Below are 26,603 nucleotides of genomic sequence, written 5' to 3' on the forward strand. Positions count from 1 at the left end.
AGATACCATAGCAGAATGATAACATTTTTATCTAAAGAATACAACGCTGATCTTCGTATTCTGTCTGTGCTTTACCGTTTCTTGTGTTATAATCGGATTAAACACTTTGCAATGTAACAGTCAGGTTTCCCGTGCAGGGAAAGTACACTGTGAAAAAGAAAAGGGGGATTTATATGAAAATCACATGGCTTGGACATTCCTGTTTTAAACTGGAATCACAGGGGTACACCATAATTCTCGATCCATATGAGGATGGTTATGTACCGGGACTTGCTCCGGTAAGAGAAACTGCAGATGCGGTCTTCTGCAGTCATGAACATAACGATCATAATGCAAGAACCGTGGTAACTTTAAAAAACAGTGACGTGCCGTCACCATTTGCCATTACGGAAATCCATACCTGGCATGATGAAGTGCAGGGCGCAAAGCGGGGCGCAAACGGTATCCGTATTTTTGATGATGGAACATACCGTGTGGCGCATCTGGGAGACCTTGGATGTGAACTGGAGCCGGAACAGTTGGAGCAGTTAAAAAATCTGGATGCTGTTATGATTCCGGTGGGAGGTTTCTTTACCATCGATGCTGCTCAGGCAAAAAAACTGGTGGATCAGATTCAGCCGCGCGTTACGATCCCAATGCATTATCGGAGTGAAAATTTTGGATATGATGTGCTGGGAACCCTGGAAGATTTCACAGCGCTTTGCGATTGCGTGGTAGAATACCCGGGAAATTCCATTGAACTGAATGAAGAAATGCTGCAGCAGACAGCTGTGCTGAAAATAAGATAGAAGAGTCCATGCAAACGCCTCAGAAAACTGGATACAGAATTCTGAGGCGTTTGTTTGATACTGCAGATTATTTTTCATCCACCACCTGGAAAATGTAGAACTTCAGATAGTAGGATGCCTGCTCACCACCGGTCCAAAGAATCGGATGGTCGGCTGCCTGGGTGCGGTATTCGACCTGGCGGAGGCGTTTGTGTACGTTTCCTGCAGCTTCGCGGATGGTCTTGGTGAACAGTTCCGGATCCATGAAATGAGAGCAGGAGCAGGTCGCAAGATAGCCACCGTCCTTCACCAGCTTCATGCCGCGCAGGTTGATCTCGCGGTAACCCTTGACAGCGTTTTTGATGGAACTGCGGGATTTCGTGAAAGCAGGCGGGTCCAGAATGACAACATCGAATTTTTCACCTTTTTCTTCCAATTCTGGAAGCAGATCGAACACATCGGCACACTGGAAGGTGACGCGGTCGGAAAGACCGTTTAACTCTGCATTCTCGCGGGCCTGTGCGACACCTAACTCAGAGGCATCGACACCCAGGACGGAAGCGGCTCCGGCAATGCCTGCGTTTAAGGCAAAGGAACCAGTGTGGGTAAAGCAGTCCAGAACCTTTTTGCCTTTGCACAGCTTCTGGATCGCAAGGCGGTTGTACTTCTGGTCGAGGAAGAAGCCGGTTTTCTGGCCGTCCTGCACGTCGACGATGTAGCGAACACCGTTTTCCACGATCTCTACTTTGGTGTCGAATGGCTCGCCGATAAAGCCTTTTACGCGCTCCATGCCTTCCTGAAGACGTACCTTTGCATCGCTGCGCTCGTAAATACCGCGGATGGAGATACCGTCTTCTGCCAGAACCTTTTTCAGCTTATCCAGAATCACCGGTTTCCAGCGGTCGATGCCCAGTGCGAGAGACTCAACTACAAGGACATCGGAAAATTTGTCGATGACGATACCAGGCAGGAAATCTGCCTCACCGAAGATCAGGCGGCAGCTGGAGGTATCTACGGTAGATTTGCGGTACTCCCAGGCATTGCGGACACGCATCTCGATGAACGCGTCATCTACAACGGTATCTTTTTTGCGGGTCATCATGCGGACGGTGATCTTGGAACGGGTGTTGATAAAGCCCTGTCCCATAGGATAGCCGTCGAAGTCGGAGACGGTGACCATATCGCCGTTTTCGAAATTTCCTTCGATTTTATCGATCTCGTTGTCGTAGATCCAGGCGCCGCCGGATTTTAAGGTGCGGCCTTCGCCTTTCTTTAAAATAACATTTGCAGACATAATAGATATGCTCCTTTATGATTTTTTTGTTTCTCTCTTCGCCTCTAAGTTGGAAACAACCATGGTGCAGGCTGCGTCACCGGTGATGTTGACGGTGGTACGACCCATATCGAAGATACGGTCCACACCGGCTACCAGGGCGATGCCATCGACCGGAAGTCCGACAGAGGTCAGTACCATAGCCAGCATGATCATACCGGCACCTGGGACACCGGCGATTCCGATGGAAGCTGCGAACATAATGGCCGGAAGCATTCCCTTGAAGAAGGTTACATTTAAGATCATCTCCATGTATTTCATGAAAATCTCGTTTAAGTCATTGAAAGCATTGGTGCGGGAAAGCCCGATTGGCTGCTGATGCAGTAAAAAAGGAGACACTGCACCTGAACACGCAATGTCCCCGTTGACATTACTTTTATCTTAGCATATCCTTAACGGATGCGCAACCGCTATTGAAGGTGCAAAAAAAGCATGATAGAATAGAAATAATCATGAAAAAACAACAGAACCCCTCTTATATAGGAAGGAAAAAACGTATCTATATGAAAGAAAGCAGAACGGAAGAAACAAGAACGGCGGAAGTGAGAATGACGGAAACGAGAGCAGCAGAAACGGGAACGGAAGAAGCGAGAATGACGGAAGCGAGCAAAAGAAGAACGAATAAAACGGGATCAGCAGAAACTGCAATGGTACCGGCTCTGCAAAAGCACGACCGGACGAAATATAAGCTGGCGGCTTCCATCAAGGAATGTATGAAGACCACGCCGGTCGACCGCATCACTGTAAAGGATATCGTGGAGGGCAGCGGACTCACCCGTCAGACTTTCTACCGCAATTTCAAGGACAAGTATGACCTCATCAACTGGTATTTCGATAAGCTGGTGCTGCAGTCGTTTGAGCAGATCGGTATGGGAAATACGGTGGGCGAGAGCCTGACCCAGAAATTTGAGTTCATTTTAAATGAGAAAGCATTTTTTACCGAGGCATTCCGCTCCGATGACTATAACTCGGTTAAGGAGCATGACTTTGAGCTGATCCTGCAGTTTTACAAGGATCTGATCGCTCGAAAGACCAGCCGTCCGCTGGGAGAGGAACTTGAGTTTTTACTGGAGATGTACTGCCGCGGCTCGGTATACATGACAGAAAAATGGGTGCTTGGCGGCATGAAGGATTCCCCGCGCCGGATGTCTGATAAGCTGGTTGAGGCGATGCCGCCGAAGCTGGAAAAAGTCTTTTCAGAACTGGAACTCTTATAAAATGTTACAAATTAAACAAAATAAATTGTGAGGAATCCACAAAAATGAGAAGAAAGTGACAGAAGTGATACTTTGTCACTTTCTTTTTCTCATTATACTTGTTAAAATAATATCAGTTCGTGAGAGGAAAAATGCCAAACGATTTCGTGCTGGCAAAGTGTCACGAAGAAATTCAGCAAAACAAGAAATCAAATGAGCACAGACTCAAGGAGGATTTTATCATGGCAAACAGAATCGTTTTAAATGAAACTTCTTATCATGGCGCAGGCGCTATCAAAGAGATCGCAAATGAGGTAAAGACCAGAGGCTTTGCAAAAGCTTTCGTATGTTCTGACCCGGATCTGATCAAATTTGGCGTAACCAAGAAAGTAACCGACGTATTAGACGAGGCTGGTCTTGCTTATGAGATCTACTCCAACATCAAACCGAACCCAACCATCGAGAACGTGCAGACTGGTGTTGCAGCATTCAAGGCATCTGGCGCTGACTACCTGATCGCAATCGGCGGTGGTTCCTCTATGGATACTGCAAAAGCAATCGGTATCATCATCAACAACCCGGAGTTCGAGGATGTCAGAAGCCTTGAGGGTGTAGCACCGACCAAGAAACCGTGCGTACCGATCATCGCAGTTCCGACCACTGCAGGTACCGCAGCAGAGGTTACCATCAACTACGTAATCACCGATGTTGAGAAAAAACGTAAATTCGTTTGTGTAGATACCCACGATATCCCGGTTGTTGCAGTGATCGACCCGGATATGATGTCCAGCATGCCGAAGGGCCTGACCGCTTCCACTGGTATGGACGCATTAACCCACGCAATCGAGGGTTACATCACCAAGGGTGCATGGGAGATGACCGATATGTTCCACTTAAAAGCAATCGAGATCATTTCCAAATCCCTGCGCGGCGCAGTAGCAAACACCCCAGAGGGCAGAGAAGGCATGGCACTTGGTCAGTATGTAGCAGGTATGGGCTTCTCTAACGTAGGTCTTGGTATTGTTCATTCCATGGCACACTCCCTGGGTGCTGTTTATGATACCCCGCACGGTGTAGCAAACGCAATCCTTCTGCCGACGATCATGGAGTACAACGCTCCGTGCACCGGTGACAAGTACAAATACATCGCAAAGGCAATGGGCGTTGAAGGTGTCGATTCCATGAGCCAGGAAGAGTACCGCAAGGCAGCAGTCGATGCCGTGAAGAAACTGTCCGCAGATGTAGGTATCCCGGCAGACTTAAAGGCAATCGTAAAAGAAGAGGATCTGGACTTCCTGTCCGAGTCCGCATACGCAGATGCATGCCGTCCGGGCAACCCGAGAGACACCTCTGTAGAAGAGATCAAAGAGCTGTATAAGTCTCTGATGTAATAGCAATTTCAGTATATGACAAGGGCCGTGTGAGTTGCCGAAAGGCAACTCACACGGCCCTATTAAAGTTAATCAAGTTATTATATTGTTTCTTCTCCGCTCCGGTGCGCAGCCGGTGTCTGTCCGGTATATTTCTTGAATAACACGTAATAATATTTCACATTGGAGAATCCCACATTCCGCGCGATGCTGTCTATGGATTCCTGACTGTTTCGCAGGAGTGTTTTGCTTTCCTCCAGGCGGCAGGTGTTGATGCAGTCGTTGATGGAGTGACCGTAGGCGCTGCGGAACATGCGCCCTAAGTAGGCGTTGTTTAATTGCAGGCGGTCGGCAATGCTCTGGGCATTCAGTTCCGGATCGTGGTATTCCTGCTCTACGATTTCCTTTACCTTTTGCGCCAGATTGGAGTATTTCTGTGCTTTTTTCTCACTGTAATTTTCGCAGATCACAGCAAAAGCTTTTTCGAAAGTCCGGTCAATCTCGGAAAAATCGGAGATCTGCTCTACATGTTCCGGCAGCAGGCGTTCTTCCTCTGTAAGAAGATCGGAATGCAGGTCTTTTAAGATCCGGCAGATCGTGTCTTCCGTACGGTTCAGGATATACTGGAACGAATCGTAGCGGTAGGTATAAAGCCGGTCCCGGATTTCCTGCCACTTGGCGAGGCTGGATTCCAGCTTGCCGGCTTTTAAGCGTGCAGTCAGTTCTGTAAAATCTTTGGTGGAAACCGAGTTTTCCGCAGTCTTCTTTTCCAATTCAGTTTCCATAACAACGGTTTGTGCCGCATCCAGTACCAGCGCCAGGCGGTGCAGCTCCCGCAGATTGCCAAAGTGAGAGGTCAGTTCCTGAAAATCAGAAAAGAGTGTGCCGACAAATACCCGGCATTCCAGCGTATCCGCAAGCTGTTTTGCGAATGCGTTCTGTGCATCCGGAAAAGCGTAAGAGGCAATGCAGGCATAAATATTGTCGGATTTTGTGATCAGGATTTCCGGGTGCTCCTGCAGGGCGGCACGGTAAATATCACTGCGGTGATGTGCCTGAATGAGCATCAGTCCATAGGGCGGGACAGCTGTCTTGAAAAGGCGGTCTGCATCTGCCGGGCGTTTTTCCAGCAGCATATCATAAAGAATCTGCTCCAGACTGGTGCGCTCGGATTTGGAAACGACATTCTCAAGCTGTTTTTTTAGCGGAAGTGTTTCTTCATTTGCTGTTGCTTTGAGTGCAGAATCTGTTTCTGGCTCACCAGTCAGACAGGAGTCAATCTGCCGGATGGCATCTTTCATTCGGAGCATAGGCAGAAAACTGTAAAACAGAAGTGCCAGAAGCAAAGCACCGAACAGAAAGCTTAAGCCGATGATGATGCGGGTCGTGATCTGGCGGAACCGGTAAAAACGGGGAACCAGTTCCCGGATGGAGGTGATCCGCAGATAAATATGTCCGCTATCCGGTGACTCATAGTAGAGACAGATTTCATTCCGGTTTTTTCCGAGAATGTAGCCGGATGGCGGATTCTCGGTATCTTCATGGATCTGCTTGTAGTAAGGCTGGCTGGAGGCGCAGAGGGCTTCATCTGCGTAGAGCAGAGGGTTACCGGCAAGGTCCAGAACGATAAAGTCGGAGGAAGGATTGGCTAACAGAAGAAAGTTCTGGTACCAGTCATCGTGAATGGTGACAACCAGTGCGTTTGGCTTCGGTGTGCGGTCCGGGTAGAGCTCATAGAAGATAAAGGCATAGTAATTGTGGTCGCTGTGTTCCTCGTCCCCGTCTTCGTGGCAGTAGACTGCATGGAAGCGCTGGTCTACAGAACGGTCAGAGAGGAGATCGCGGATGGGAATTGCATTGACATCCTCCAGCTTGCGGGCAAAGAACGGACCGGTAGAGTAAACCGTATCCGTGTAACCGTTGTAAACGTAGATGGCTTCCGTGAAATCTGCCGCATTCAGGGAACTGTTCAAGTCCTTCATGATGTAAGATTTTTCTGCCTCGGTAAAGCCGTCTTTCCGGAACAGCGTGGAAATCGTATTAGAATAGAAAAGCTGCCGCTCGAAATTTACCATGGAAGAATTCAGGGTTTCCGTCATGGCATTCACGGAAACGGCAAAGTCGCGGTTGGAATCGGAAATGGCATCGTAGGTGATCTGCTCAAAAAAGCGGGTCATGGAAAATAAAAGGGATACTGCGAGCGCCAGAGTAAGAACACCGGCCAGGATATAGCGGAACTGCCGCTTTAAGGTTCCGGTCAGTTTTCTGTCAGAAACAGGAAAAGGTAGGAAACGGTCTGTTGTTTTATCCATAAAAAACTACCTCCAGGTTCAAAAATTGTACATAGTTCAATTTCCGTATATTTTGTACTTTACACATATTACCACAAAATATACAATGAACTCAACAACAAACGACAAAGAAACATACAAAACGCATAAAAGATGTTGAATTGTCGTTAAGATTCAAGTTGAAAAAAGAAACTTTATATTAAGGAGGGTTATGAAATGAGAAAATGGAGAAAAGCAGCAGCAATGTGTATGGCAGCCGTTATGATGTGTTCCATGACAGCGTGCGGATCTGGTAATAAGGAAAGCGCAGGCACAAGTGCAGCACCGGCAGAGACCAAAGCAGAAGCAAAGAGTGAAGAAAGTGAAGCAGTTTCTGGCGAGAGTTCTGCATCTGCCTGGACCCCGGAAGAAAATGTGACCATGATCGTAGCGTATAAAGCAGGTTCCGGTACCGATAATACCGCACGTGTTCTTTCCCAGTATGCAACCAAATATGTAGGAAAGACCATTGTCATCGATAACCAGGAAGGTGGTTCCGGTTCCATTGGCTGGACTGCTCTGGCAAACGCAAAGCCGGATGGTTATACACTGGGGTTTGTAAATCTGCCGACTCTTTGTTCTAATATTGTAGACGGACTTGCTAATTATACAATGGAAGACTACGTTCCGATCTGCAACCATGTAAATGAGACGGCACTGGTTCTGGTGGCAGCAAACAGCCAGTTTAATACGCTGGATGATCTGGTTGCTTATGCAAAAGAGCATCCGGGTGAATTAAAGGCATCCACCAACGGCAACAAGGCATCCAACCACATTGGCGCACAGCTTCTTGCAAACAGTGCAGACTTTGAATACACCGACATCCCTTATGGCGGTACCGCAGACCAGCTGCTGGCATTAAGACAAGGCGAGGTTGATTTCTCTGTAGCAAAAGAGGCAGATATTGCATCCATGACTTCGGAAGTAAAAGTTCTTGGTGTATTCAGCCCGGAGCGTATGGAGTCCATGCCGGATGTTCCGACACTTGGCGAGCTCGGCTATTATGACCAGTGGTATGGCAGTGCCCGTGCCATCGTAGCACCGAAGGGAACTCCGCAGGAGATCATCGACTTCTATGCAGATGCATTCAAGCAGGCTATGGAAGATCCGGAATATGTGGAAGCAGCAGAAAAAGCAGGCGTAACCACCGCTTATATGGATCCGGTCGAAACTCAGAAGCTGCTGGATGACCAGTACACCTTCTGTACGGATGTTACCTCCAAACTCTGGAACGATTAATCTTGGACAGCATGAGTCAGATTGTTTCTGATTTTCCATGAGACAGGAATCGGACTGTTTCATCTTGCATATGGGGACTGCGAACAATGGGAACAGTCCCCATATGCGCTAAGAATGGATGCATGTCTGTAAAACAGGCACAAAGGAAATCTGAGTATACATTTCGGCGGAAAGGAATGAGAGCATGAAAAAAACAGACATTGGTGTTGTAGGATTTATGTATGCAGTCGCGCTGTTATTTTTATCCATGACCTTAAAGCTTCCGAAACCAGCGCAGGCATATCCGCTTTTTATCATTGTGCTTTTGCTGGGACTGACCACACTTTATGTGGTGCAGATGATCATTGGGGCGAAAAAGAAGGGCGTTGAGAGCGGTCTGGAGGATTTTAAAGGATTTCTTCCAAAACAGTTTTTTCCAATTCTGGTCATGATCGTGGTGTATCTGGTTCTGATGTATTTTGTGGGATTTTACATTTCCACGGCACTGTTCATGGTAGTATCCCTGTTATTTCTCAAAGTGAAAAAATGGCAGATCCTGCTGTCGACAGCAGTCATCCTGCTTTTGGTATACTGCGCATTTACCCTGTTCCTTGGCGTGAAGCTGCCGATGGGAATTGTGTTCGCATAGAGAGGAGGTCTGGCATATGTTAGGTACATTAAGCTTAATGGGCGGCGGTTTCATCAGTGCGCTGAATCCCATCAATATTCTGGCGATCATAGCCGGAACCACCATTGGTATCGTCATCGGATGTCTTCCGGGACTTTCTGCAGCCATGGGTGTTGCATTACTGTTACCGATGACCTTCTCCATGGGAGCATCCACCGGTTTGATCATTCTGGGGGCGATCTACTGTGGCGCGATTTTTGGCGGATCTATTTCCGCGATTCTGATCCATACACCGGGTACACCGGCATCTGCAGCGACTGCCATCGAGGGATATCAGATGACGCTGCAGGGCAAAGCAGGAAAGGCACTTGGAACGGCATGTATCGCTTCCTTCTTCGGTGGACTGCTTTCCTGCATCTCCCTTTATTTTTTTGCGCCAATTTTGGCCCAGTTAGCTATGAAATTCGGTTCACCTGAATATTTCTGGCTCTCCATTTTCGGTCTGACCATCATTGCAGGCGTCTCCTCCAAGTCTATGGTCAAGGGTCTGATCTCCGGTGCACTGGGGCTGCTTCTTTCCACCATCGGCATGGATCCGATGGAGGGTGTGCAGCGTTTCATGTTCGGCCAGTCTTCCTTATATGAAGGTATCAATGTGACCTGTGCCCTCATTGGTCTCTTCTCCATGAGCCAGGCTCTTATTCTGGCAGAAAAAGAAATACGTGCGCGTGGAACCGCAAAGAAATTCAAAGACCGGATGTTATTAAATAAAGAAGAAATAAAACAGATTGCACCTACCGTGGGACGTTCCTGGATCATTGGAAACCTGATCGGAATCCTGCCGGGCGCCGGAGCTTCCATTGCCTGCTTTTTAGGCTACAACACATCCCGCCAGTTCTCCAAACACAAAGAAGAATTTGGACACGGCAGCATTGAGGGTGTAGCGGGTTCTGAGGCAGCGAACAATGCTGTAACCGGCGGCTCCCTGATCCCGATGCTGACCCTTGGTATTCCGGGGGAGAGCGTTACGGCAGTGCTGATGGGTGGCCTGATCATTCAGGGGCTGACTCCCGGACCGGATCTGTTTGTGGGTGAGACCGCAAAGATGACCTACACCTTCTTTGCAGGCTTTGTACTGACCCAGTTTGCAATGCTCGGCATCGGCCTGTTAGGCTGCCGGATTTTCGCACAGATTTCCAGACTGTCCGACGCGATCCTGATTCCGGCAGTATCCGTACTCTGTGTGGTTGGCTCCTATGCGATCCACAAAAACTTCCTGGACGTTGTCATCATGATGATCTTCGGCGTATTAGGTTACCTGCTCCGCAAGTTTGACTTAAACAATGCGGCAGTCGTACTCGCCCTGATTCTTGGACCGATCGGTGAAAAAGGTCTGCGTCGTTCCCTGGCACTGTCCAAAGGCAGTCCGACCATCCTGTTCTCCACTCCGGTATGCTGGGTGCTGATTGTCCTTTGCATCTTCGGTATTCTGTCCCCGATCTTCATGAACCGGATGGAAAAAATGTCCATGGAAAAGGCGGAAGAACAATGACAGGCCTCTGGCGCAGTCTGATGGATGCAGCATCAGGCTGGAATACTCTGGCAATTTTTCTGCGGCTGGTGCTGGCGATGCTGAGCGGCATGGCCGTCGGTATCGACCGCGGACTCAAACGGCGCGGCGCAGGCGTCAAGACCCATGTGCTGGTCTGCCTGGGCTCTGCCCTGGTCATGATGACCAGTGAATACATGGTGTATGCATTCCCGGGGGAAAAACTGGACCTGGCGAGACTTGGAGCCCAGGTCATAAGCGGTATCGGTTTTCTGGGAGTTGGAACCATTTTGGTGACAGGAAAAAACCAGATACGGGGTCTCACCACCGCAGCGGGACTGTGGACCAGCGCCTGTGTGGGACTGGCCATCGGCATCGGCTTTGCGGAGGGGGCCATCTTCACCCTGATCTTCATGATGCTCACATTAAAGGTGCTGACCCGGGTCGATGTCCTGCTCCACCGTTATGCCAAAGTCTTTGACCTCTATATCGAGTTTGATTCCAGCAAAAATGTCAGCCAGTTCCTGCAGCGCATGCAGGAACTGGAAGTCAAGGTCAACACGCTGGAACTGACAAAAGGAAAAGGCCTGGATAAAGTGCCAAGCGCTGTCATCAGCATAGAAATGCAGAAAAAAAGAATGCGGGTGAATTTGCTGGATGAGATCCGGACGTTGGAATTTGTGAGGTATGTGGAGGAGTTGTGAGGGTTGGGGGGAGAGATATTGCTCCCTGAAATTGGTGAAAATGAGAAAATGGCTGTCCCGGCTTGCGCAAGTGCGTGCGGGACAGCTGTTTTTATTTGTTATCGGTTCATTCGATTTCTGCGCTTTCGGCAAGCGGCAGATGAAAATATGGATGCGATTTATGTCAATTATGGTCGAGAAGAATTTCTTGCTTAACAAAATGTAATATGCTATGCTTAAGATAAGCAAGGTTTCTATGATGTATCTGATATTCTATTCATTCTAATTAGCCGTAATGGCGTCAGAAAACTCTTTGCTTAAGAATTATTTCCTTAAACATGACCAGTAAAAATGGCACTCCGGAATTGATTAGTTTGTTACAATATATGAAAGACACAAGAAGCGATAATCCCAATATTTTGTGTTGGGATAACCGCCTTACCCAGATTGATGAAGTTGTAAAAGAGGTAAAGCAGTCAGAAGAATGGGAGGCTGTGCAGATGAGCATTTTATCGATAGGCATGGAGCGGGGACAGAAAATAGGAGAGGCTTTAGGATAACAAGCGGGAATCCTCGGTTATTCAATTGCCGAGATGAAAGCGTCTGAAACGCAAGTAAAATCGAAAGTTTGTTCGATTTTGCTTGCGTTTCCTTCTGTATGATAGTATACTATGTGTATGAAAGAAAAATTAATACATTCAAGAACTTGTGTATACAATATCAACTACCATGTGGTGTGGTCTGTGAAATATCGCAGGAAGATTTTATCGGCAGAGATTGAGACTTATCTAAAAGAACTGGTTCAGAAAATAGCATCCGATAAAGGGTTTACGGTTCATCTGTTTGAAGTTGGTGTAGGTGATCATATCCATTGCTTTGTGTCTGCACCGCCGAAAATGTCAGTGACTGATATTGTAAAGTATTTAAAAGGAATTACAGGAAGAAAACTCTTTGAAAAATATCCGGCGATTCGCCAGAAACTTTGGAAAGGTCAACTTTGGAATCACTCATATTATGTAGAAACAATCGGCTCGGTATCGGAAGAAAATATCCGACGCTATATCGAGCATCAGAGCAAATCTTACTAGAAGGAGGGAAAATATGCTGTTAACACATGAAACAACCATTGTATGAAACAAAAATGATGCAAATATTGTAGGACACATGTGTTATGCGGCTTACAAGCTTTGGAATGTTTGCAATTATGAGAGAAACAACTACAAAAATCTGGGATTGGAGAAATATCCTGACTGGTATTATCAGAAATCAAAACATAAAGATGATCTGTGGTTCAAATCACTTCCGTCACAGACTGCACAGGAAATCTGTAAGCTTTTGGACAAGTCATGGAAATCCTTTTACCGGTTAAAAGAAAGTGGCGGTATCGAGAATCCGGGATCACCAAGATATAAGAAAGATAAAATGCCGATCACCTATATGCAAAATGGCATTCAACATGAAACAGGCTCTTTCAAAGTAAGACTTTCTTTACCGAAAAAGCTGAAGGAGTATATGGTTCATACCTATGATATTCGTGCTGCATACCTTTATTTGAAAAATCCTGTTTTTTCAAACATGGATATCATAAAACAGATCAAAATATATCCACCGGCAAATGACGGAACCAGCAGGATCCTTGTTATTTATGAGGTGGAAGATGTTTTGCCTGAAGAGGACAATGGACATTATCTGTCGATTGATCTGGGCTTGCATAATCTTATGACTTGTTATGATAATGCAGGAAAAACTTTCATTATTGGGAGAGAATATCTTTCACTTTCTTATTTTTATAACAGGGAAATCGCGCGAGTCCAGTCGCAATGGGATCGGATCCAGGCTGTACGGAAAATGGAGTATCTGAAAACATCTAAGCATCTGCAGAAGCTTTATCGAAAGAAAAATAACTGTATCAAAGATTATATTCATAAGATGACACGGTATATCACGAACTATTCTGTAAAGAATGATATTCATACGGTTGTAATTGGAGATATCAAGGGGATTCGTAAAGAGAAAAATCTGGGAAGGAAAACCAACCAGAAACTTCACAGTCTGCCATATGCCCGTATCTATATGCAGTTAGAGTATAAGCTTAAAATGAAAGGGATTCGCCTGATAAGACAGGAAGAAAGTTATTCCAGTCAATGCCCGCCACAGTCAGAAGAAGTATCGTGCATTTATGCGGAGAAAAGGAATCGAAAAAAGCGTGGCATCTACATTGTAGAGAACGTGATCTACAATGCAGATGCAGTAGGAGCTTATAATATTTTGAGAAAGTATCATGCCGTATCCGGCAAAGAAATTGATATGCCCGTAACCGGGCTGAGCAGTACAAAAACAATAAAAGTAGCTGTGTAACCCACCTGGGTAGCAGTAAGGGTGTCATGGACGCACCCCTGAAACTACGGAGCTATGCTTCGTAATCAGATGCTCGGTAATTCAATTGCCGATGTAGTTCACATATTTTTATGGAGGTTTCCCATGCTTCATCTACTGATACAGACTATTTCGGCTGCGATCGCCACAGTCGGTTTTTCCCTGCTGTTTGGCGTCCCGGCGCGCTATTATCCCAGCTGTGCTTTGATCGGCGGAATCAGCTGGCTGGCATATCTTGTGCTTGTTCCTTACAGTTCCGTCACCATTGCAACCTTCGCCGCTACCGTGATCGTCATTCTCATGTCACGCTGGTTTGCAGTACGGGAACGGTGTCCGGTCACAATTTTTCTGATTTCCGGCATCATCCCACTGGTTCCGGGCGCCGGAATTTACCGCGCGGCTTATTATACCGTGACCGACCAGCTTTATCTGGCGGTACAGACCGGTTTTGATGCTTTAAAAATGGCTGTTGCCATTGTCCTTGGAATTGTATTTGTCTTTGAAATCCCGCAGGCTGCATTTCAGATTGGAAATCATAAACGGCGCCGCTGACGCCGCCCTGATATGCCATGCGATAAAAATTAGTAGGAGGACTTATTATGCTGTTACTTCACAACGGACGGGTTATCGACCCGAAATCCGGACTTGACCAGGTTATGGACCTGGTGACCGACAACGGAAAAATTCTAGAACTTGGAACACACTTAATCGAAAAATACCCGAATGCAGAAACCATCGACGCTTCCGGTCTTGTCGTTGCTCCGGGTCTCATCGATGTACACGTACACTTCCGCGATCCAGGTCTCACTTATAAGGAAGATATTCATACCGGCGCAGCCGCTGCTGCAGCTGGCGGTTTTACCACGGTAGTCTGCATGGCCAACACCAAGCCGCCGGTTGATAACGTGGAAACACTGGAATATGTCCTCGCCGAAGGCCAAAAAACTCCGATCAATGTCTTAAGCGCCGCCAATATCACCATCGGCATGAAAGGCGAAGTGCTCACGGACATGGAAGCATTAAAAGCCCATGGCGCAGCTGGTTTCACCGATGACGGCATCCCGTTAAAAGATACTGCCCTGGTTAAAAAAGCCATGGAAGAGGCAGTCCGTTTAAACGTGCCGTTAAGCTTCCATGAAGAAGATCCGGCCCTCATCACGAACAACGGCATCAACCGCGGCGCTGTTTCCGAGCATTTCGGTATCGGCGGTTCCCCGGCTGCAGCAGAGGATGTTCTGGTTGCACGCGACTGCATGCTGGCCCTGCACACCGGCGCGCTCATCGATATCCAGCACATCAGCTCCGGACATTCTGTCCGCATGGTAGAACTGGCAAAACAGCTGGGCGCCCATGTCATGGCAGAGGTAACCCCGCACCATTTCAGTCTGGATGAATCTGCTGTCTTAAAGCACGGCACGCTGGCAAAAATGAACCCGCCACTGCGCACGCTGGAAGATAAAGAAGAAATCCTGCGCGGCTTAAAAGAAGGTGTCATCGACATCATTGCCACCGACCATGCACCGCACAGCGCAGAAGAAAAAGCAAAGCCGCTGACCGAGGCGCCGAGCGGCATCATCGGTCTGGAAACCGCGCTGGCACTGGGTATCACCAATCTGGTTCGGGAGAATGTCCTGACTCTGCCGCAGCTCATGGAAAAAATGAGCTTAAACCCGGCTATCCTTTATCATCTTGAAAAGAGCAAAGGGCATTTAAGCACCGGTGCAGATGCAGATCTGATCGTCTTTGACCCGGAAGAAAAATGGACGGTAAAAGGGTTTAAATCCAAGGCTGCGAACTCTCCGTTCATCGGAGAAGAGCTTTACGGCAAGGTGAAATACACCATCTGTGGCGGAAAGATTGCGTACAGGGAGTAAACACATACCCAGCCAATCCAATCAGCGGATGCGCCACTGGCGCTTCTTCGATATGCAGCACTACCAGAAAAAGGGACTGTGCCCACTGGCACCGCCCCTTTTCTCTGTTTTTACTGTTTTTCTCTGTTTTTTACTGTTTCTGCCCTTTTGTTCTTTTCTTTCACCAGCACATCTTTCCCGGAAAACGCAAAGCCAACCTTATAAATGTGCTCTGCCGGAATTCCTGCTGCCAGCAGATCTTTTTCGTATGCCCGGTCCTCAATCTGTTTTAAAGCATTGTCTGCAGTCTCTTCCAGATCGTTCTCCACTTTTTCATTCCGGACCTTGAACTCCAGGATAAACGCATCCAGATTCTCTCTGCGCGGGTACATGGCAATATCATAGCGTCCCCGCCCGCTCTCCCGGTTGGATAAGATGCGGTACTCTTCCCTCAGACACACGATCAGACCGAGCACCAGTCCATGATAAAAGTTCTCCGGCACACGTTCCACCGGACCGCGCCCCGTGTCAAAATAGCTCATCGAATCATAGGATATATCCAGCAAAATGTCATTCAGATCTTCTATTTTGTGATTTACAAGCGCCTGGGCAAATTCATTGCAGATGGACATGCCATTATGGAACATTCCCATGATCTCTGTCTGGAACATCCCCATGACTTCCTCATTGGTCACCGATACGTCGCACACTGTGATATCCCGGTCTTTTACCACATGGTCCGCCTTGATATATCCTACGGACAAAAGCAGAGACCAGAGACTGTTCTCATCTCCATCCAGATACTGGAATGTGATATTCTCATTGATCCGCTTATGGACCGGCTCCCCACGCATCAGCTCCTCAATCTCATGCTTGCTCCGCAGCGGATGCCGCCGGATCATTTCACCGATCAGCTTGTTGCTGCTGGTATTGACCCAGTAAGACTGCAACTGACGCTGCCGCATATAATTGCAGATGGACCATGGGTTGTAGATATCTTTCCGGTTTCCAATAATAAAACCATCGTACATGGCCTTCACATCCTGCATAGCATCGATGTTCTGGCATTTCAGCGCATCCATGACCTCCTGCTCGGTAAAGCCAAAACAGTCACTGTAATCATCGCTGGTAACCGTACAGGTTTTCAGATTATTCACATCGGAAAACAACGAGTTCCTGGATATTTTCGTGACACCGGTGATAATCGCGCGGTTTAAAAAAGGATTCTCTTTAAAGGTACAGTGGAACAGTTGACGGCAGGTCGCGATCATCTCGTCCCAGTAGCCATCTGTGTATGCCTCCAAAAGCGGCGTGTCGTATTCGTCCAGAAGAATGATTGGTTTTGTGTGATGATGACGGTACAACAGATCACAAAGAACCTGGATGGAAATGCCTGCTTCTTCTGTATTTCCTGACTGGAAAGCAAGGCGCATGCGCTGATATTCTGCCTTATCTTCTGCACGCAGTTCCATACTCTCTTCCAGATACCGGTGTTCTTCATACATATTTCTCAGATTCACTGCCATTCCCTGCATGGCCTGCTTGTAATTCATCCCCTTACAGCTTCCAAAGCTCACGGAAATGACCGGAATCTTTCCAAATAATGCCCGGCTCTTTTCATCCTTCCAGACGCGAAGCTTTTTAAAATTTTCCGGCTGATCGGCAAATCTTGGATCAAAGAAGTGTTCCACCGTACTGAGAAGCATGGTCTTTCCAAATCTTCTGGGACGATTGATCAGAGTCACCGCGGTATTGCTTCTCAGCCATTCAGAAATGAAATGAGTCTTATCCACATAAAATTGTTTTCCGCAGGCGTAATCCCCAAAATTCTGAAACCCTATCCCCACACTTGCGTCCAGATACGGGTTGCGGCTTAAGATTCCCTGAAGTTTCTGCATATATGCGATCAGGTGCTTTTTCTCCTCCTGCAGCTTCGTCCGCTCCGCAAACTCCAGAAGGACCTGCTCCCGCTCATCCAGCTTTACGTAGGTACTGGTCACTTTTCCATCCACACTTTTCTGAACGTAGGGCTGTTTCTTTCCGTTGATAGTCTTGTAAGTCAGGGTACCCTTTGGCAATTCTTTTAAACGTGCGTCAATGTCTTCGATTCTATCTTTTGGATTGATTGTCATAAAAACACCTCCTCGCCAAGCCGAATTTATACTGATCTATTGTTGCAACCTATTTGACAATCAGCACACGATGACTTATAATACACTTAACAAGAGAGTCGAAAGCTAGATATATCTAGCCGCCGGCAGGATGATTCGCAAAAATAGCGCCTTATCTTACCAGGACGAGGGCGCTATTTTTTGTGCGTAAAATATAAAACAAGTGTGATCACGGCACAAAGCATCATTACAAACTGAAACAGATCAGAATATGTAACCATGGCACCAGCCTCCTTCCGCGCAAACGTCCGGCGGCTGGACATACCGCCCCTTCGACTCCCTGGGTAAATGTATGATATGTTTATATAATTCCTAACCATTGCAATGTATTTGACAAGATGTGGAAACTGATTTATAATACGTTTAACAAGAGAGTCGAAAGCTAGATATACCTAGCTGCCGGCAGAATTTGTAGCTAAAAATAGCGCCTTATCTTGCGAGGACGAGGGCGCTATTTTTTGTGCGTAAAATATAAAACAAGTGTGATCACGGCACAAAGCATCATTACAAACTGAAACAGATCAGAATATGTAACCATGGCACCAGCCTCCTTCCGCGCAAACGTCCGGCAGCTGACATATCGCCCCTTCGACTCCCTGGGTAAATGTATGATACGTTTATATAATTCCTAACAATATAATTCCTAACCATTGCAATGTATTTGACAAGATGTGGAAACTGATTTATAATACGTTTAACGAGAGAGTCGAAAGCTAGATATATCTAGCCGCCGGCAGATTTAAGTACAAAAATAGCGCCTTATCTTAGCAGGACGAGGGCGCTATTTTTTGTGCGTAAAATATAAAACGAGTGTGATCACGGCACAAAGCATCATTACAAACTGAAACAGATCAGAATATGTAACCATGGCACCAGCCTCCTTCCACGCAAACGTCCGGCGGCTGACATATCGCCCCTTCGACTCCCCTGGTAAATGTATGATACGATCAAGATACTGCTTTGCAAAAAATGGTTATGAAAGGTTATATTTAGTTTATAACCTTTCATAACCATTGTCAACAAGAAAAAGCCGAACACATGTCGGCTTTTTCTTGTCCATATTCACATTTATAGCATCATTTCAGATGGCACTTCAGGAATTTTCCTGTATGCTCTTTTCCATAAAATTTTCCATCCTCTACAAGGATTTCTCCACGACGGATCGTATAAATCGGCCAGCCCTTGGATTCCATATCTTTATAAATATCATAATCCAAAGAACCATCCTCGGTATAATGCATATTCTTCTGTGTCAGAGAAACTACTTTATCTGGATCTACAATAATAATATCTGCATCACTTCCAACCGCAAGACATCCTTTTTCCGGATAGCAGCCAAATACTTTCGCAGGGTTAGTACTTCCAACTTCTACCAGTTTATTAAGCGAGATTTTTCCCTCGTTAACACCTCTCATCAATAAACCAAAACGTTCTTCCAATCCCGGAATTCCATTAACCGGAACTGCAAAATTCGGAATTTTCTCCCCGGTTTCCGGATCTGTTTCCAAATCCTTTTCTTTGATCTTACGTGTAAAGATTTCATTATCAGATGTAACAAGGCTCAGGGTTCCATCCTGAATACCTTCCCATAATGCATCCTGATCTTCCTGACTTCTAAGTGGCGGGCTCATGAGATAATTAATGCCATCTTTTCCCTTATTCTGATCTTCCGTAAACACAAGATAATGTCCGCAGGTCTCAGCCTGAACCTTCACGCCGCGTTTCTTCGCCTGGCGTACCAGTTCTACTGCCTCTTTGGTGGATAAGTGATAGAAGTAAACCGGTGCATCCAGAAGTTCCGCAAAGGAAAGGATGCGGTTTACAGCCTCTGCCTCACAGACATTCGGCTTTGCCTCGTTGAAGTATTCCCAGTCTGTCTTTCCTTCGCTTAACAGTTTGTTCTTTAAGAACTGTGCGATATCATTGCTCTCTGCATGGAATCCACACAGAGCGCCTTCTTCTTTCGCAATCTCCATGATCTTTAAGATATCTTCGTCCGGAATCATAACGCCCGGATAGATGGTAAACATCTTAAAGGTCGGGGTTCCGTCTGCCACGAGCTTTTTGATGTCAGCTCTTAAGTCATCCGTAGCCTTGATAAATTTCGGATGCACGCTGTAGTCCAGGGCTCCCTCAGACATTTCCTCGATTCGCTCTGCAACTGCCTGCATAACCGGGGTGTCCTGGGTGGTCGTACTGAAATCCATGAAAGTGGTTACGCCTCCGAAAGCGCCGCACTTGCTGGCGCTGTAGAAATCCAGGATATCGATCGTGCCGCTGAAAGGTGCCTTTACATGCATATGGGGCTCAATAAAGCCCGGCATGATATATTTGCCTTCTGCGTCAATGATCTTTTCTGCCGCCAGATTGTCCAGACCGCCCGGCTCCACAATGTGGGAGATGTGCTCATCTGTCACACCAATATCTGCCTTGTAAGTTTCATTTGCCGTTACAACAGTACCATTTTTAATAAGTAATTTTAACATAAAATCATCCTCTCAAATTCTGATTTACTGTTTTCAGATACAACGTCTTTACACATCTTTCGGATCATACGCGGAACCCCATGTTTTCGGAACCACGGAATGCTTAACCATGATGGCCAATGCTACAATCGTTACAATGTATGGCAACATCTGTAGGAACTGATAAGGAATTACAGATCCGGTTGTCTGGAAGCGAAGCTGTAATGCATCAGCAGCACCAAACGCCAGACATACGACACCTGTTCTAATTGGATTCCAGCCGCCTACCACGCAAGCTGCCATTACAATGAATCCACGACCTGCTGCCATGCCACCAGCGGAGAAATAACCAACCTCTGCCAGAGTCAGGACACATCCACCTAAAGCTGCGAAAATACCAGAAAGGATAACGGTCTGATATTTGATCTTGATAACAGAAAGACCTGCTGTCGCTGCTGCTTTTGGATTATCGCCGACTGCACGAACATTTAATCCCCATCTGGTCTTATAGAGAATATAGGCCGCAATAAATGGCAGAACCAGTGCAATCCAGGTACTGATCGGCTGTGAGAAAAACAACGGTCCCAGAATCGGAATATCAAACATACTCTTCGGGAAAATAGTCGGGAAAGTTGCTACACGAGACTGTCTGGTTTCGGACATCAGGGAAAATATCGCATCTGTCGCACCTAGCGATATCATATTCACCATAAGTCCTGTTACTACCTGATTGGTACGTCTGGTAACAGTAAGAAATGCTACAATCACACCCAAAACCGCACCAATGATAATAGTAAATAAAACAGCTAATACCAGGCTATTCATATAATAGCCAACAGCAATACCTGTAAGGGCACCAAATAACATGATTCCCTCAATACCCATGTTAATAACGCCAGAGCGCTCTGCATATACTTCTCCGATTGCAACGATAAGCAATGGAGCTGCCCAGCGAAGGGTTGCCTGCAACCAATCTATAATCATTCCAGCTGACATATTAGTTCCCCTCCTTTGCGGTAGAATCGTCTGTCTCATCCTCGTCATCTTTGCTTGTGTCTACAACTTTGCTCATACGGCGACTGTCTACTACACCAACGCCAATTACAAAAAGCATACACATAGCAATGATGATAGAGTTCATAGAGGAAATAACACCTGTTTCAATAGACATCGTTGCACCGCCTGCCTTTAATGCAGCGAAAAACAGTGCAGAGAAAATAACACCAATCGGATTTCCGCCTGCCAGAAGTGCTACAGCAACGCTCTCATAACCAACATTCGTAACAAACTCCATATACACGCGGCGCTTTAATCCCATAACCTCGACTGCACCGGAAAAGCCACCCAGAAGTGCTCCAATCATCATGATGATCACAATCTGTTTTTTCTCATCCAAGCCTGCATATCTTGCAGCATTCGGGTTTGCACCTAACATCTTGGTACGAAAACCAAAAGAAGTGTAATTTAAAATAAAGTAAGAGATAATACACAATATGATTGCAATGAACGGACCAGGATGCAGGCTGGAACCTTTCATCATGATCGGAAGCAGTGCACTTCCTGCAAACTTCTTACTCATCGGATAAAAGGCGCCCTCTTCTGCAACTAACGGCAGACAGGAAACTACCCAGTTGGTTAAGTAAATTGCAATGTAACTCATCATGATGGAACAAGTAACTTCATTTACACCCTTGTAAGCTTTTAAGTAGCCCGGAATCAATCCCCAAACAGCTGCAAATGCCATTGCTAAAATCATACACAGTGGAATATGAATAAATGCCGGAAGTCCAAGATCCTGAACGCCAAGAATAGAAGCTCCAATCGCGCCAAGATACATATAGCCTTCCATACCAAGATTCCACACACCAGCTTTGATACCAAGCGATACGCCAATTCCGCCAAGCAGCAACGGTGAAGAACGAACCAATACATTGCTGAATGACTGTGCATTACCAAACGCACCTTTTATCAATGAACCATATGCCACAAACGGGTTAACACCTGAAATTGCGATCAGGATTCCACTTGCAATCAGTCCCAATACAATACCAAAGAGAGTACGTCCGAGAGAAACCGCCACATCCCCCAAAAGCGGAATGCTTAATATTTTAGTTTTATTCAATTCTTTCATCTATTGCACCTCCGGAACTTGTCCTAACATCATCTGACCAATTACATTCTGATCTGCGGTTTCGCCATCAAGTTCTCCCATACACTCTCCGCTGTAAAGAACGATGATACGGTCACTCAATGCCATAATCTCCTGTAATTCACCTGAAATAAACAAAATTCCCGCACCTCTGTTGCGCTCTTTCATCAGAATGTTCAACACATTATCAACCGCGCCCAGATCCAGACCTCGGGTCGGATGTGCTACCAGATCCAGTACCGGTTCCGGATCCAGCTCTCGTGCAATAACAACTTTCTGCTGATTACCACCGGATAAATTCCTTACCTTTACATTCTCAGAAGGAGTTTTAACATGGTATTTTTTGATCATCGCTCTGGCATGTTTTTTAATTGTCTTGTAATCCAGAATATGCTTTTTTGCAAACGGCTCATTGTAATAATCTTTAATGATCATATTATCGGCAATGTTGAAATCCATAACAAGCCCCGTCTTCTGTCTGTCCTCAGGGATATATCCAAGGAACGATGGATCTGCAATTACCCCCGTAACCGGTTTGCCATCAATTGTGATGCTTCCGCTTGTTGTTTTACGCATGCCTGAAATACACTCTGCCAGTTCTTTTTGTCCGTTTCCATCAACACCGGCCACTCCAACAATCTCACCCGCATGAACTGTCAGATTAAAATTCTTCAATGCCTGAATTCCACGATCGTCAATTGCGTTAACATCTTTCATAACCAAAACCGGCTTCTTATTCGTATACTCCTCACGCGGCTTGCGATCAATAGATATCGGACGACCAACCATCATCTTTGACAGCGTCAGCTGGGTAGCATCTTTGGTATCTATAGTTCCAATATATTTTCCATCGCGGATAACCGTAACTCTGTCTGTGATCTGAATTACTTCACGAAGCTTGTGACTGATAAAGATAACCGAACGTCCCTGTGCGGTAATATGACGAATCGCGTTACACAACTGGTCACTCTCAGAAGGAGTCAGAACCGCTGTAGGCTCATCCAAAACCAAAACCTTACAGTCTCTGTACAAAGCCTTCAAAATTTCGACCCACTGCTGTTTACCAACCGGCAGCTTCCAGACAATCTCATCCGGATCCACGTACAATTCATATTCTTCACATAACTCTAATAAACGCTTCTTTGCTGGTTCCAAATCCAGCTTTTGTTTCTTGGTTGGAATACCAAGAACAATATTCTCGATAACAGAAAGTGTATCAACCAATTTGAAATGCTGATGTACCATTCCAACTCCGTTCGCAATTGCTTCGGCAGGAGATCCTATCTGCACTTCTTTTCCATCTAATAAAACTTTACCCGTGGTGGGAGGATATAGCCCATATAATACATTCATTAATGTTGTTTTTCCAGCACCATTTTCTCCCAATAAACCCAATACTTCCCCTTTTTTGCAATTGATGCTGACATGATCATTTGCCAGAACTCCCGGAAATTCCACGGTAATATCCTGCATCTGCAGTGCATACCTATCTTCTGCCATAAACGTATTCCCCTCCTGTCGCAACTCATGGATACAAATGGGGAGACACTAACTGTGCCCCCATCTGTATTCATTATCAATATACCTTCTCTTTATTTCGAAAGATCAATCTTACCTGCAAGCAGATCTGCAACTGCCGCATCATAAACTTCCTGCTGTTCTTTTGTTAATTCTGCATTAATAACCGGTCTGATACCATTTTCAGACATGCCAAGAACATGAGATTTTCCATCACAGATTTCACCTTTGGCCTCCAGATAGCCTAACTCATCCCATGCAAATACAACGCTACCGGCAGTCACATCTTCTGCACCGTAGTCTTTTGCGTAATCAGCAACAGCACCAACAACCTTTACATTTCCGGAATCCTGTGCAGCTGCTGCTACACCTGCACCCGCTGCATCCAGACATGGGAATAATACATCATAACCCTGTGCGATAACAGCCAGACATGCTTCTCTTGCTTTTACAGTATCAGCCCAGTCGCCAGTGGTAATTGCAGTTGTTTCAATATCCGGATTTACATACGCAACACCTTTATAGAAACCTGCTTCCATAGCTCTGTGTGTATCATAGAACTCACCTGTAACCATTGCTACTTTATTAGTCTTAGTTGTCAAACCAGCCAGTACACCGCCGATAAATCCTGCATCGCTATAGCTAATGGTTGCTGCTGACATATTCGGGAGATCAAATGTGTCAGTACCTACAGAAAAGATAAACTGGGTATCCGGGAATTCTTCTGCTACCATAGATACTGCTTCACCGAACTGACCACCCTGTCCTACGATAATCTGATATCCCTGCTGGGCAAACTGACGAAGCACCTCCAGCTGCTCATCCTGTGTAACATTCTCTTTGTATGCGGTCTTGATACCCAGTTCGTCTTTGGCTTTCACCATACCTTCGTAAGTAAACTGGTTAAATGCCTCATCTGTAACCAGACCCGGGAAGATCATGGCCACGCTCTTTCCATCTTCAGTTCCGGCACTATCACCGCCCTTATTCTCAGCAGCAGTTTCCTTACTTGAATTATCAGAAGTACTATTACTTCCAGAACCCCCTGATGAACATGCGGATAAACCAAGTGCTGCTACTAACGCCAGACCTACAAACGCTCTCATTCTTTTTTTCATAGCTCTTCTCTCCTTTTATTTAAAGATTGTCTACGAGTAACATTTTATTTTTAATTTTCTTAGCATCAGGATTTTTATAAAGTCCCGCTTTGGAAGTCTCAATTTTCCCCCGACATAACATTTCCAGCTGCAAGAACGTTACCTCAACCGGATCCAGGACCGGAACTCCAAGTGCTTTGCTTACCGGATCATGATATCCGGTCATGCCTGCACATCCAAGGATTAGAACCTCTGCCCCCCGTCTGATCGCTTCTCTTCCCTGATCAATCAGACGCTGGATCGTTTTTTCTGAATTTTCCTCTGCATCCAGAACACTCATGTTCAGTGGAAATACACCCGCATACCGATATTCCATTCCGTACTGGTCTACCATATTATCCATCATAGATACGGCTTTTTCTGATGCTGCTAAAATAGCAAATCTGCTTCCAAGAAGCAAAGATACCGCCATTGATGTTTCTGCTATACCAAGTACCGGACACTGGCAGATTTCTTTCACTGCATATAATCCCGGATCTCCAAAGCATGCAATCATAATCCCGTCATACTTTTCTTTTGCATTTTCCAAGAATCGACACAGTGCAAATGCCGCGAGTGTATAGTCATAAAATGATTCCAAAGATTCCGGGCCGAAATCCACACCTGCAATTTCCACTTCCACGCCAGGCATTCTGACCCGATCAACCGTTGCCCTAATATCCTCTGTCATTGCGTCAGACGTATTAGGATTCACCACTAACAGTTTCATATTCCTCCTTACTATCAGATCAATTACTGATGGATGTGTGTTCCCGTCTGCCCTGCAATTCCTTCCTTTGCTTTTTCAAGCAAGGTAATCAGAGCAGTCCGACCTTTCTTGGATTCTGCAAACTTCACTGCCGCCTGTACCTTTGGAAGCATGGATCCCGGTGCAAAATGTCCGGCCTCTGCGTATTCTTTCGCCTGTTCTACCGGCAAATCACTCAACCATGTTTCATTTGGTTTTCCAAAATTAATCGCAACTTTTTCTACTGCTGTAAGAATAATTAAAAAATCTGCATCCAGATCTTCTGCCAGCTTTTCTGCCGCGAAGTCTTTGTCTATTACCGCTGCAGCACCTTTTAAATGATGTCCCTCAGTTACAAATACAGGAATACCGCCACCACCGCATGCAACAACCACATAGTCATTTTCAACCAGGTTACGGATGGTATCGATCTCAATAATGGACTTTGGTTTTGGAGAAGCAACTACACGACGATATCCACGCCCTGCATCCTCAACAACCTTATAATCCTTTTCTTTGACCAGCTTATCAGCCTCTTCCTTTGTCATAAATGCTCCAATTGGCTTTGTTGGATTCTCAAAAGCCGGATCATGGGCATCTACCTCTACTTGCGTCAGGATAGTAGTACAACCTGTATTAATGCCTCGGTCCAACATCTCTTCACGCAATGCATTCTGCAAATCATATCCAATATATCCCTGGCTCATTGCTACACATACAGATAAAGGACACGGAATGTACTTTTCCGGATTGGATTTAGTTAGCTCAGACATAGCATTCTGAATCATACCAACCTGTGGTCCATTTCCATGTGCAATTACAACTTCATTGCCATCCTCAATCAGATCTACAATTGCAGCTGCAGTCTTCTTTACTGCTATCATCTGTTCCGGTAATGTGTTCCCCAACGCATTACCGCCAAGAGCGATTACAACTCTTTGTTTCTTTTTATCAATCCCCATAATATCTTCTCCAATGAATGTGTCCGAAGCAGTTTCCCCCTCTGCCCCGGAACACATTCTTTAAAATAATCCCGAACGATACTAACTCAATTTAAGCCATATGTCTTGCAGTTGCTTTCTCAGCCAGCTTTGCAAGAGTCTCCTGCGGGCA

Annotated in this window: 23 protein-coding genes and 1 pseudogene; 13 read left to right on the plus strand and 11 right to left on the minus strand. The window is 46.0% G+C overall.

All coding sequences use genetic code 11. The features are described from left to right. Positions 1 to 173 precede the first annotated feature (173 nt). Positions 174 to 788 carry an MBL fold metallo-hydrolase gene (locus DWZ40_RS05895; RefSeq protein WP_118541652.1) on the plus strand — a complete coding sequence of 205 codons (615 nt, stop codon included), beginning with the start codon at positions 174 to 176 and terminating at the stop codon, positions 786 to 788. Positions 789 to 855: 67 nt separating this feature from the next. On the opposite strand, the gene DWZ40_RS05900 is transcribed toward DWZ40_RS05895, so the two are convergent. Next, a complete protein-coding gene (locus tag DWZ40_RS05900) occupies positions 856 to 2,061 on the minus strand; it encodes a class I SAM-dependent rRNA methyltransferase (RefSeq protein WP_118541654.1) in 1,206 nt (401 codons plus the stop codon). A gap of 15 nt (positions 2,062 to 2,076) precedes the next feature. Beyond that, a pseudogene (locus DWZ40_RS05905) lies at positions 2,077 to 2,304 on the minus strand (cation:dicarboxylase symporter family transporter); the annotation flags it as partial. A gap of 299 nt (positions 2,305 to 2,603) precedes the next feature. On the opposite strand from DWZ40_RS05905, the gene DWZ40_RS05910 reads away from it, so the two are divergent. Both DWZ40_RS05910 and fucO read left to right on the plus strand, forming a co-directional pair. After that, positions 2,604 to 3,317 (plus strand): TetR/AcrR family transcriptional regulator C-terminal domain-containing protein, encoded by a 714-nt coding sequence (locus tag DWZ40_RS05910; protein WP_347560053.1) that lies wholly within the window; start codon positions 2,604 to 2,606, stop codon positions 3,315 to 3,317. Positions 3,318 to 3,538: 221 nt separating this feature from the next. Further along, positions 3,539 to 4,687: a lactaldehyde reductase gene (gene fucO, locus DWZ40_RS05915; RefSeq protein ID WP_118541656.1), complete on the plus strand. Its 1,149-nt coding sequence runs from the start codon at positions 3,539 to 3,541 to the stop codon at positions 4,685 to 4,687. Positions 4,688 to 4,767: 80 nt separating this feature from the next. Here fucO and DWZ40_RS05920 read toward each other — a convergent pair whose 3' ends face one another. Then, complete coding sequence (locus DWZ40_RS05920; RefSeq protein ID WP_118541658.1) at positions 4,768 to 6,978, minus strand: helix-turn-helix transcriptional regulator; 2,211 nt, start codon at positions 6,976 to 6,978, stop codon at positions 4,768 to 4,770. A 195-nt stretch (positions 6,979 to 7,173) separates the two neighbouring features. On the opposite strand from DWZ40_RS05920, the gene DWZ40_RS05925 reads away from it, so the two are divergent. From DWZ40_RS05925 to DWZ40_RS05970, 10 genes are all read left to right on the plus strand, one after another. Next, positions 7,174 to 8,235: a tripartite tricarboxylate transporter substrate binding protein gene (locus tag DWZ40_RS05925; protein ID WP_118541660.1), complete on the plus strand. Its 1,062-nt coding sequence runs from the start codon at positions 7,174 to 7,176 to the stop codon at positions 8,233 to 8,235. 184 nt (positions 8,236 to 8,419) lie between these two features. Then, positions 8,420 to 8,863: a tripartite tricarboxylate transporter TctB family protein gene (locus DWZ40_RS05930; protein WP_118541662.1), complete on the plus strand. Its 444-nt coding sequence runs from the start codon at positions 8,420 to 8,422 to the stop codon at positions 8,861 to 8,863. Between the two features lie 16 nt (positions 8,864 to 8,879). Next, the gene (locus tag DWZ40_RS05935; protein WP_118541664.1) at positions 8,880 to 10,394 is read left to right on the plus strand and encodes a tripartite tricarboxylate transporter permease; all 1,515 of its coding nucleotides are present in this window, start codon (positions 8,880 to 8,882) and stop codon (positions 10,392 to 10,394) included. After that, positions 10,391 to 11,095, plus strand: coding sequence for an MgtC/SapB family protein (locus tag DWZ40_RS05940; RefSeq protein WP_118541665.1), 705 nt, complete (start codon positions 10,391 to 10,393; stop codon positions 11,093 to 11,095). The genes DWZ40_RS05935 and DWZ40_RS05940 overlap by 4 nt, the downstream gene beginning before the upstream one ends. Positions 11,096 to 11,098: 3 nt before the next feature. Then, positions 11,099 to 11,290, plus strand: coding sequence for a hypothetical protein (locus tag DWZ40_RS05945; RefSeq protein ID WP_147354139.1), 192 nt, complete (start codon positions 11,099 to 11,101; stop codon positions 11,288 to 11,290). A 170-nt stretch (positions 11,291 to 11,460) separates the two neighbouring features. Further along, on the plus strand, positions 11,461 to 11,634 hold the full coding sequence (locus tag DWZ40_RS05950; RefSeq protein ID WP_243035227.1) for a hypothetical protein: 174 nt from the start codon (positions 11,461 to 11,463) through the stop codon (positions 11,632 to 11,634). 111 nt (positions 11,635 to 11,745) lie between these two features. After that, on the plus strand, positions 11,746 to 12,162 hold the full coding sequence (tnpA, locus tag DWZ40_RS05955) for an IS200/IS605 family transposase (protein ID WP_118541671.1): 417 nt from the start codon (positions 11,746 to 11,748) through the stop codon (positions 12,160 to 12,162). Between the two features lie 76 nt (positions 12,163 to 12,238). Further along, positions 12,239 to 13,432: an RNA-guided endonuclease TnpB family protein gene (locus tag DWZ40_RS05960; protein WP_118541673.1), complete on the plus strand. Its 1,194-nt coding sequence runs from the start codon at positions 12,239 to 12,241 to the stop codon at positions 13,430 to 13,432. A gap of 123 nt (positions 13,433 to 13,555) precedes the next feature. Then, positions 13,556 to 14,002 (plus strand): threonine/serine exporter family protein, encoded by a 447-nt coding sequence (locus tag DWZ40_RS05965; protein ID WP_118541675.1) that lies wholly within the window; start codon positions 13,556 to 13,558, stop codon positions 14,000 to 14,002. Positions 14,003 to 14,049: 47 nt separating this feature from the next. Next, positions 14,050 to 15,324 carry a dihydroorotase gene (locus DWZ40_RS05970; protein WP_182431629.1) on the plus strand — a complete coding sequence of 425 codons (1,275 nt, stop codon included), beginning with the start codon at positions 14,050 to 14,052 and terminating at the stop codon, positions 15,322 to 15,324. Between the two features lie 110 nt (positions 15,325 to 15,434). Here DWZ40_RS05970 and DWZ40_RS05975 read toward each other — a convergent pair whose 3' ends face one another. The 8 genes from DWZ40_RS05975 to arcC all read right to left on the minus strand — a co-directional run bounded on the left by DWZ40_RS05975 (position 15,435) and on the right by arcC (position 26,452). Continuing rightward, entirely contained in the window at positions 15,435 to 17,435 is a 2,001-nt protein-coding gene (locus tag DWZ40_RS05975; protein WP_243035228.1) for an AAA family ATPase, read from the minus strand. 1,115 nt (positions 17,436 to 18,550) lie between these two features. Then, the gene (gene hydA, locus DWZ40_RS05980) at positions 18,551 to 19,960 is read right to left on the minus strand and encodes a dihydropyrimidinase (protein ID WP_118541677.1); all 1,410 of its coding nucleotides are present in this window, start codon (positions 19,958 to 19,960) and stop codon (positions 18,551 to 18,553) included. Between the two features lie 48 nt (positions 19,961 to 20,008). Then, complete coding sequence (locus DWZ40_RS05985) at positions 20,009 to 20,935, minus strand: ABC transporter permease (protein WP_118541679.1); 927 nt, start codon at positions 20,933 to 20,935, stop codon at positions 20,009 to 20,011. Position 20,936: 1 nt separating this feature from the next. Continuing rightward, positions 20,937 to 22,070, minus strand: coding sequence for an ABC transporter permease (locus DWZ40_RS05990; RefSeq protein WP_118541681.1), 1,134 nt, complete (start codon positions 22,068 to 22,070; stop codon positions 20,937 to 20,939). Then, the gene (locus tag DWZ40_RS05995) at positions 22,071 to 23,588 is read right to left on the minus strand and encodes an ABC transporter ATP-binding protein (protein ID WP_118541683.1); all 1,518 of its coding nucleotides are present in this window, start codon (positions 23,586 to 23,588) and stop codon (positions 22,071 to 22,073) included. It abuts the gene before it with no gap. A gap of 92 nt (positions 23,589 to 23,680) precedes the next feature. Beyond that, complete coding sequence (locus DWZ40_RS06000; protein ID WP_118541685.1) at positions 23,681 to 24,724, minus strand: BMP family protein; 1,044 nt, start codon at positions 24,722 to 24,724, stop codon at positions 23,681 to 23,683. A gap of 19 nt (positions 24,725 to 24,743) precedes the next feature. Further along, on the minus strand, positions 24,744 to 25,472 hold the full coding sequence (locus DWZ40_RS06005) for an aspartate/glutamate racemase family protein (protein WP_118541687.1): 729 nt from the start codon (positions 25,470 to 25,472) through the stop codon (positions 24,744 to 24,746). A gap of 23 nt (positions 25,473 to 25,495) precedes the next feature. After that, the gene (gene arcC / locus DWZ40_RS06010) at positions 25,496 to 26,452 is read right to left on the minus strand and encodes a carbamate kinase (RefSeq protein ID WP_118541689.1); all 957 of its coding nucleotides are present in this window, start codon (positions 26,450 to 26,452) and stop codon (positions 25,496 to 25,498) included. Positions 26,453 to 26,603: the final 151 nt, after the last annotated feature.

Origin of the sequence: Clostridium sp. AF32-12BH (assembly GCF_003477935.1) — a bacterium.
In the GTDB taxonomy this organism is placed as follows: Bacteria; Bacillota; Clostridia; order Lachnospirales; family Lachnospiraceae; genus Brotaphodocola.

What these genes read in the sequence shown, in the direction of transcription:
- DWZ40_RS05930 (WP_118541662.1), top strand. Translation starts at nt 8,420, where the DNA reads ATGAAAAAAACAGACATTGGTGTTGTAGGATTTATGTATGCAGTCGCG.
- DWZ40_RS06000 (WP_118541685.1), bottom strand. Translation starts at nt 24,724, where the DNA reads ATGAAAAAAAGAATGAGAGCGTTTGTAGGTCTGGCGTTAGTAGCAGCA.
- DWZ40_RS05935 (WP_118541664.1), top strand. Translation starts at nt 8,880, where the DNA reads ATGTTAGGTACATTAAGCTTAATGGGCGGCGGTTTCATCAGTGCGCTG.
- DWZ40_RS05970 (WP_182431629.1), top strand. Translation starts at nt 14,050, where the DNA reads ATGCTGTTACTTCACAACGGACGGGTTATCGACCCGAAATCCGGACTT.
- DWZ40_RS05940 (WP_118541665.1), top strand. Translation starts at nt 10,391, where the DNA reads ATGACAGGCCTCTGGCGCAGTCTGATGGATGCAGCATCAGGCTGGAAT.
- DWZ40_RS05910 (WP_347560053.1), top strand. Translation starts at nt 2,604, where the DNA reads ATGAAAGAAAGCAGAACGGAAGAAACAAGAACGGCGGAAGTGAGAATG.
- arcC (WP_118541689.1), bottom strand. Translation starts at nt 26,452, where the DNA reads ATGGGGATTGATAAAAAGAAACAAAGAGTTGTAATCGCTCTTGGCGGT.
- fucO (WP_118541656.1), top strand. Translation starts at nt 3,539, where the DNA reads ATGGCAAACAGAATCGTTTTAAATGAAACTTCTTATCATGGCGCAGGC.
- DWZ40_RS05920 (WP_118541658.1), bottom strand. Translation starts at nt 6,978, where the DNA reads ATGGATAAAACAACAGACCGTTTCCTACCTTTTCCTGTTTCTGACAGA.
- tnpA (WP_118541671.1), top strand. Translation starts at nt 11,746, where the DNA reads ATGTGTATGAAAGAAAAATTAATACATTCAAGAACTTGTGTATACAAT.
- DWZ40_RS06005 (WP_118541687.1), bottom strand. Translation starts at nt 25,472, where the DNA reads ATGAAACTGTTAGTGGTGAATCCTAATACGTCTGACGCAATGACAGAG.
- DWZ40_RS05960 (WP_118541673.1), top strand. Translation starts at nt 12,239, where the DNA reads ATGTGTTATGCGGCTTACAAGCTTTGGAATGTTTGCAATTATGAGAGA.
- DWZ40_RS05995 (WP_118541683.1), bottom strand. Translation starts at nt 23,588, where the DNA reads ATGGCAGAAGATAGGTATGCACTGCAGATGCAGGATATTACCGTGGAA.
- DWZ40_RS05900 (WP_118541654.1), bottom strand. Translation starts at nt 2,061, where the DNA reads ATGTCTGCAAATGTTATTTTAAAGAAAGGCGAAGGCCGCACCTTAAAA.
- DWZ40_RS05925 (WP_118541660.1), top strand. Translation starts at nt 7,174, where the DNA reads ATGAGAAAATGGAGAAAAGCAGCAGCAATGTGTATGGCAGCCGTTATG.
- DWZ40_RS05990 (WP_118541681.1), bottom strand. Translation starts at nt 22,070, where the DNA reads ATGAAAGAATTGAATAAAACTAAAATATTAAGCATTCCGCTTTTGGGG.
- DWZ40_RS05985 (WP_118541679.1), bottom strand. Translation starts at nt 20,935, where the DNA reads ATGTCAGCTGGAATGATTATAGATTGGTTGCAGGCAACCCTTCGCTGG.
- DWZ40_RS05895 (WP_118541652.1), top strand. Translation starts at nt 174, where the DNA reads ATGAAAATCACATGGCTTGGACATTCCTGTTTTAAACTGGAATCACAG.
- DWZ40_RS05950 (WP_243035227.1), top strand. Translation starts at nt 11,461, where the DNA reads ATGAAAGACACAAGAAGCGATAATCCCAATATTTTGTGTTGGGATAAC.
- DWZ40_RS05975 (WP_243035228.1), bottom strand. Translation starts at nt 17,435, where the DNA reads ATGACAATCAATCCAAAAGATAGAATCGAAGACATTGACGCACGTTTA.
- hydA (WP_118541677.1), bottom strand. Translation starts at nt 19,960, where the DNA reads ATGTTAAAATTACTTATTAAAAATGGTACTGTTGTAACGGCAAATGAA.
- DWZ40_RS05965 (WP_118541675.1), top strand. Translation starts at nt 13,556, where the DNA reads ATGCTTCATCTACTGATACAGACTATTTCGGCTGCGATCGCCACAGTC.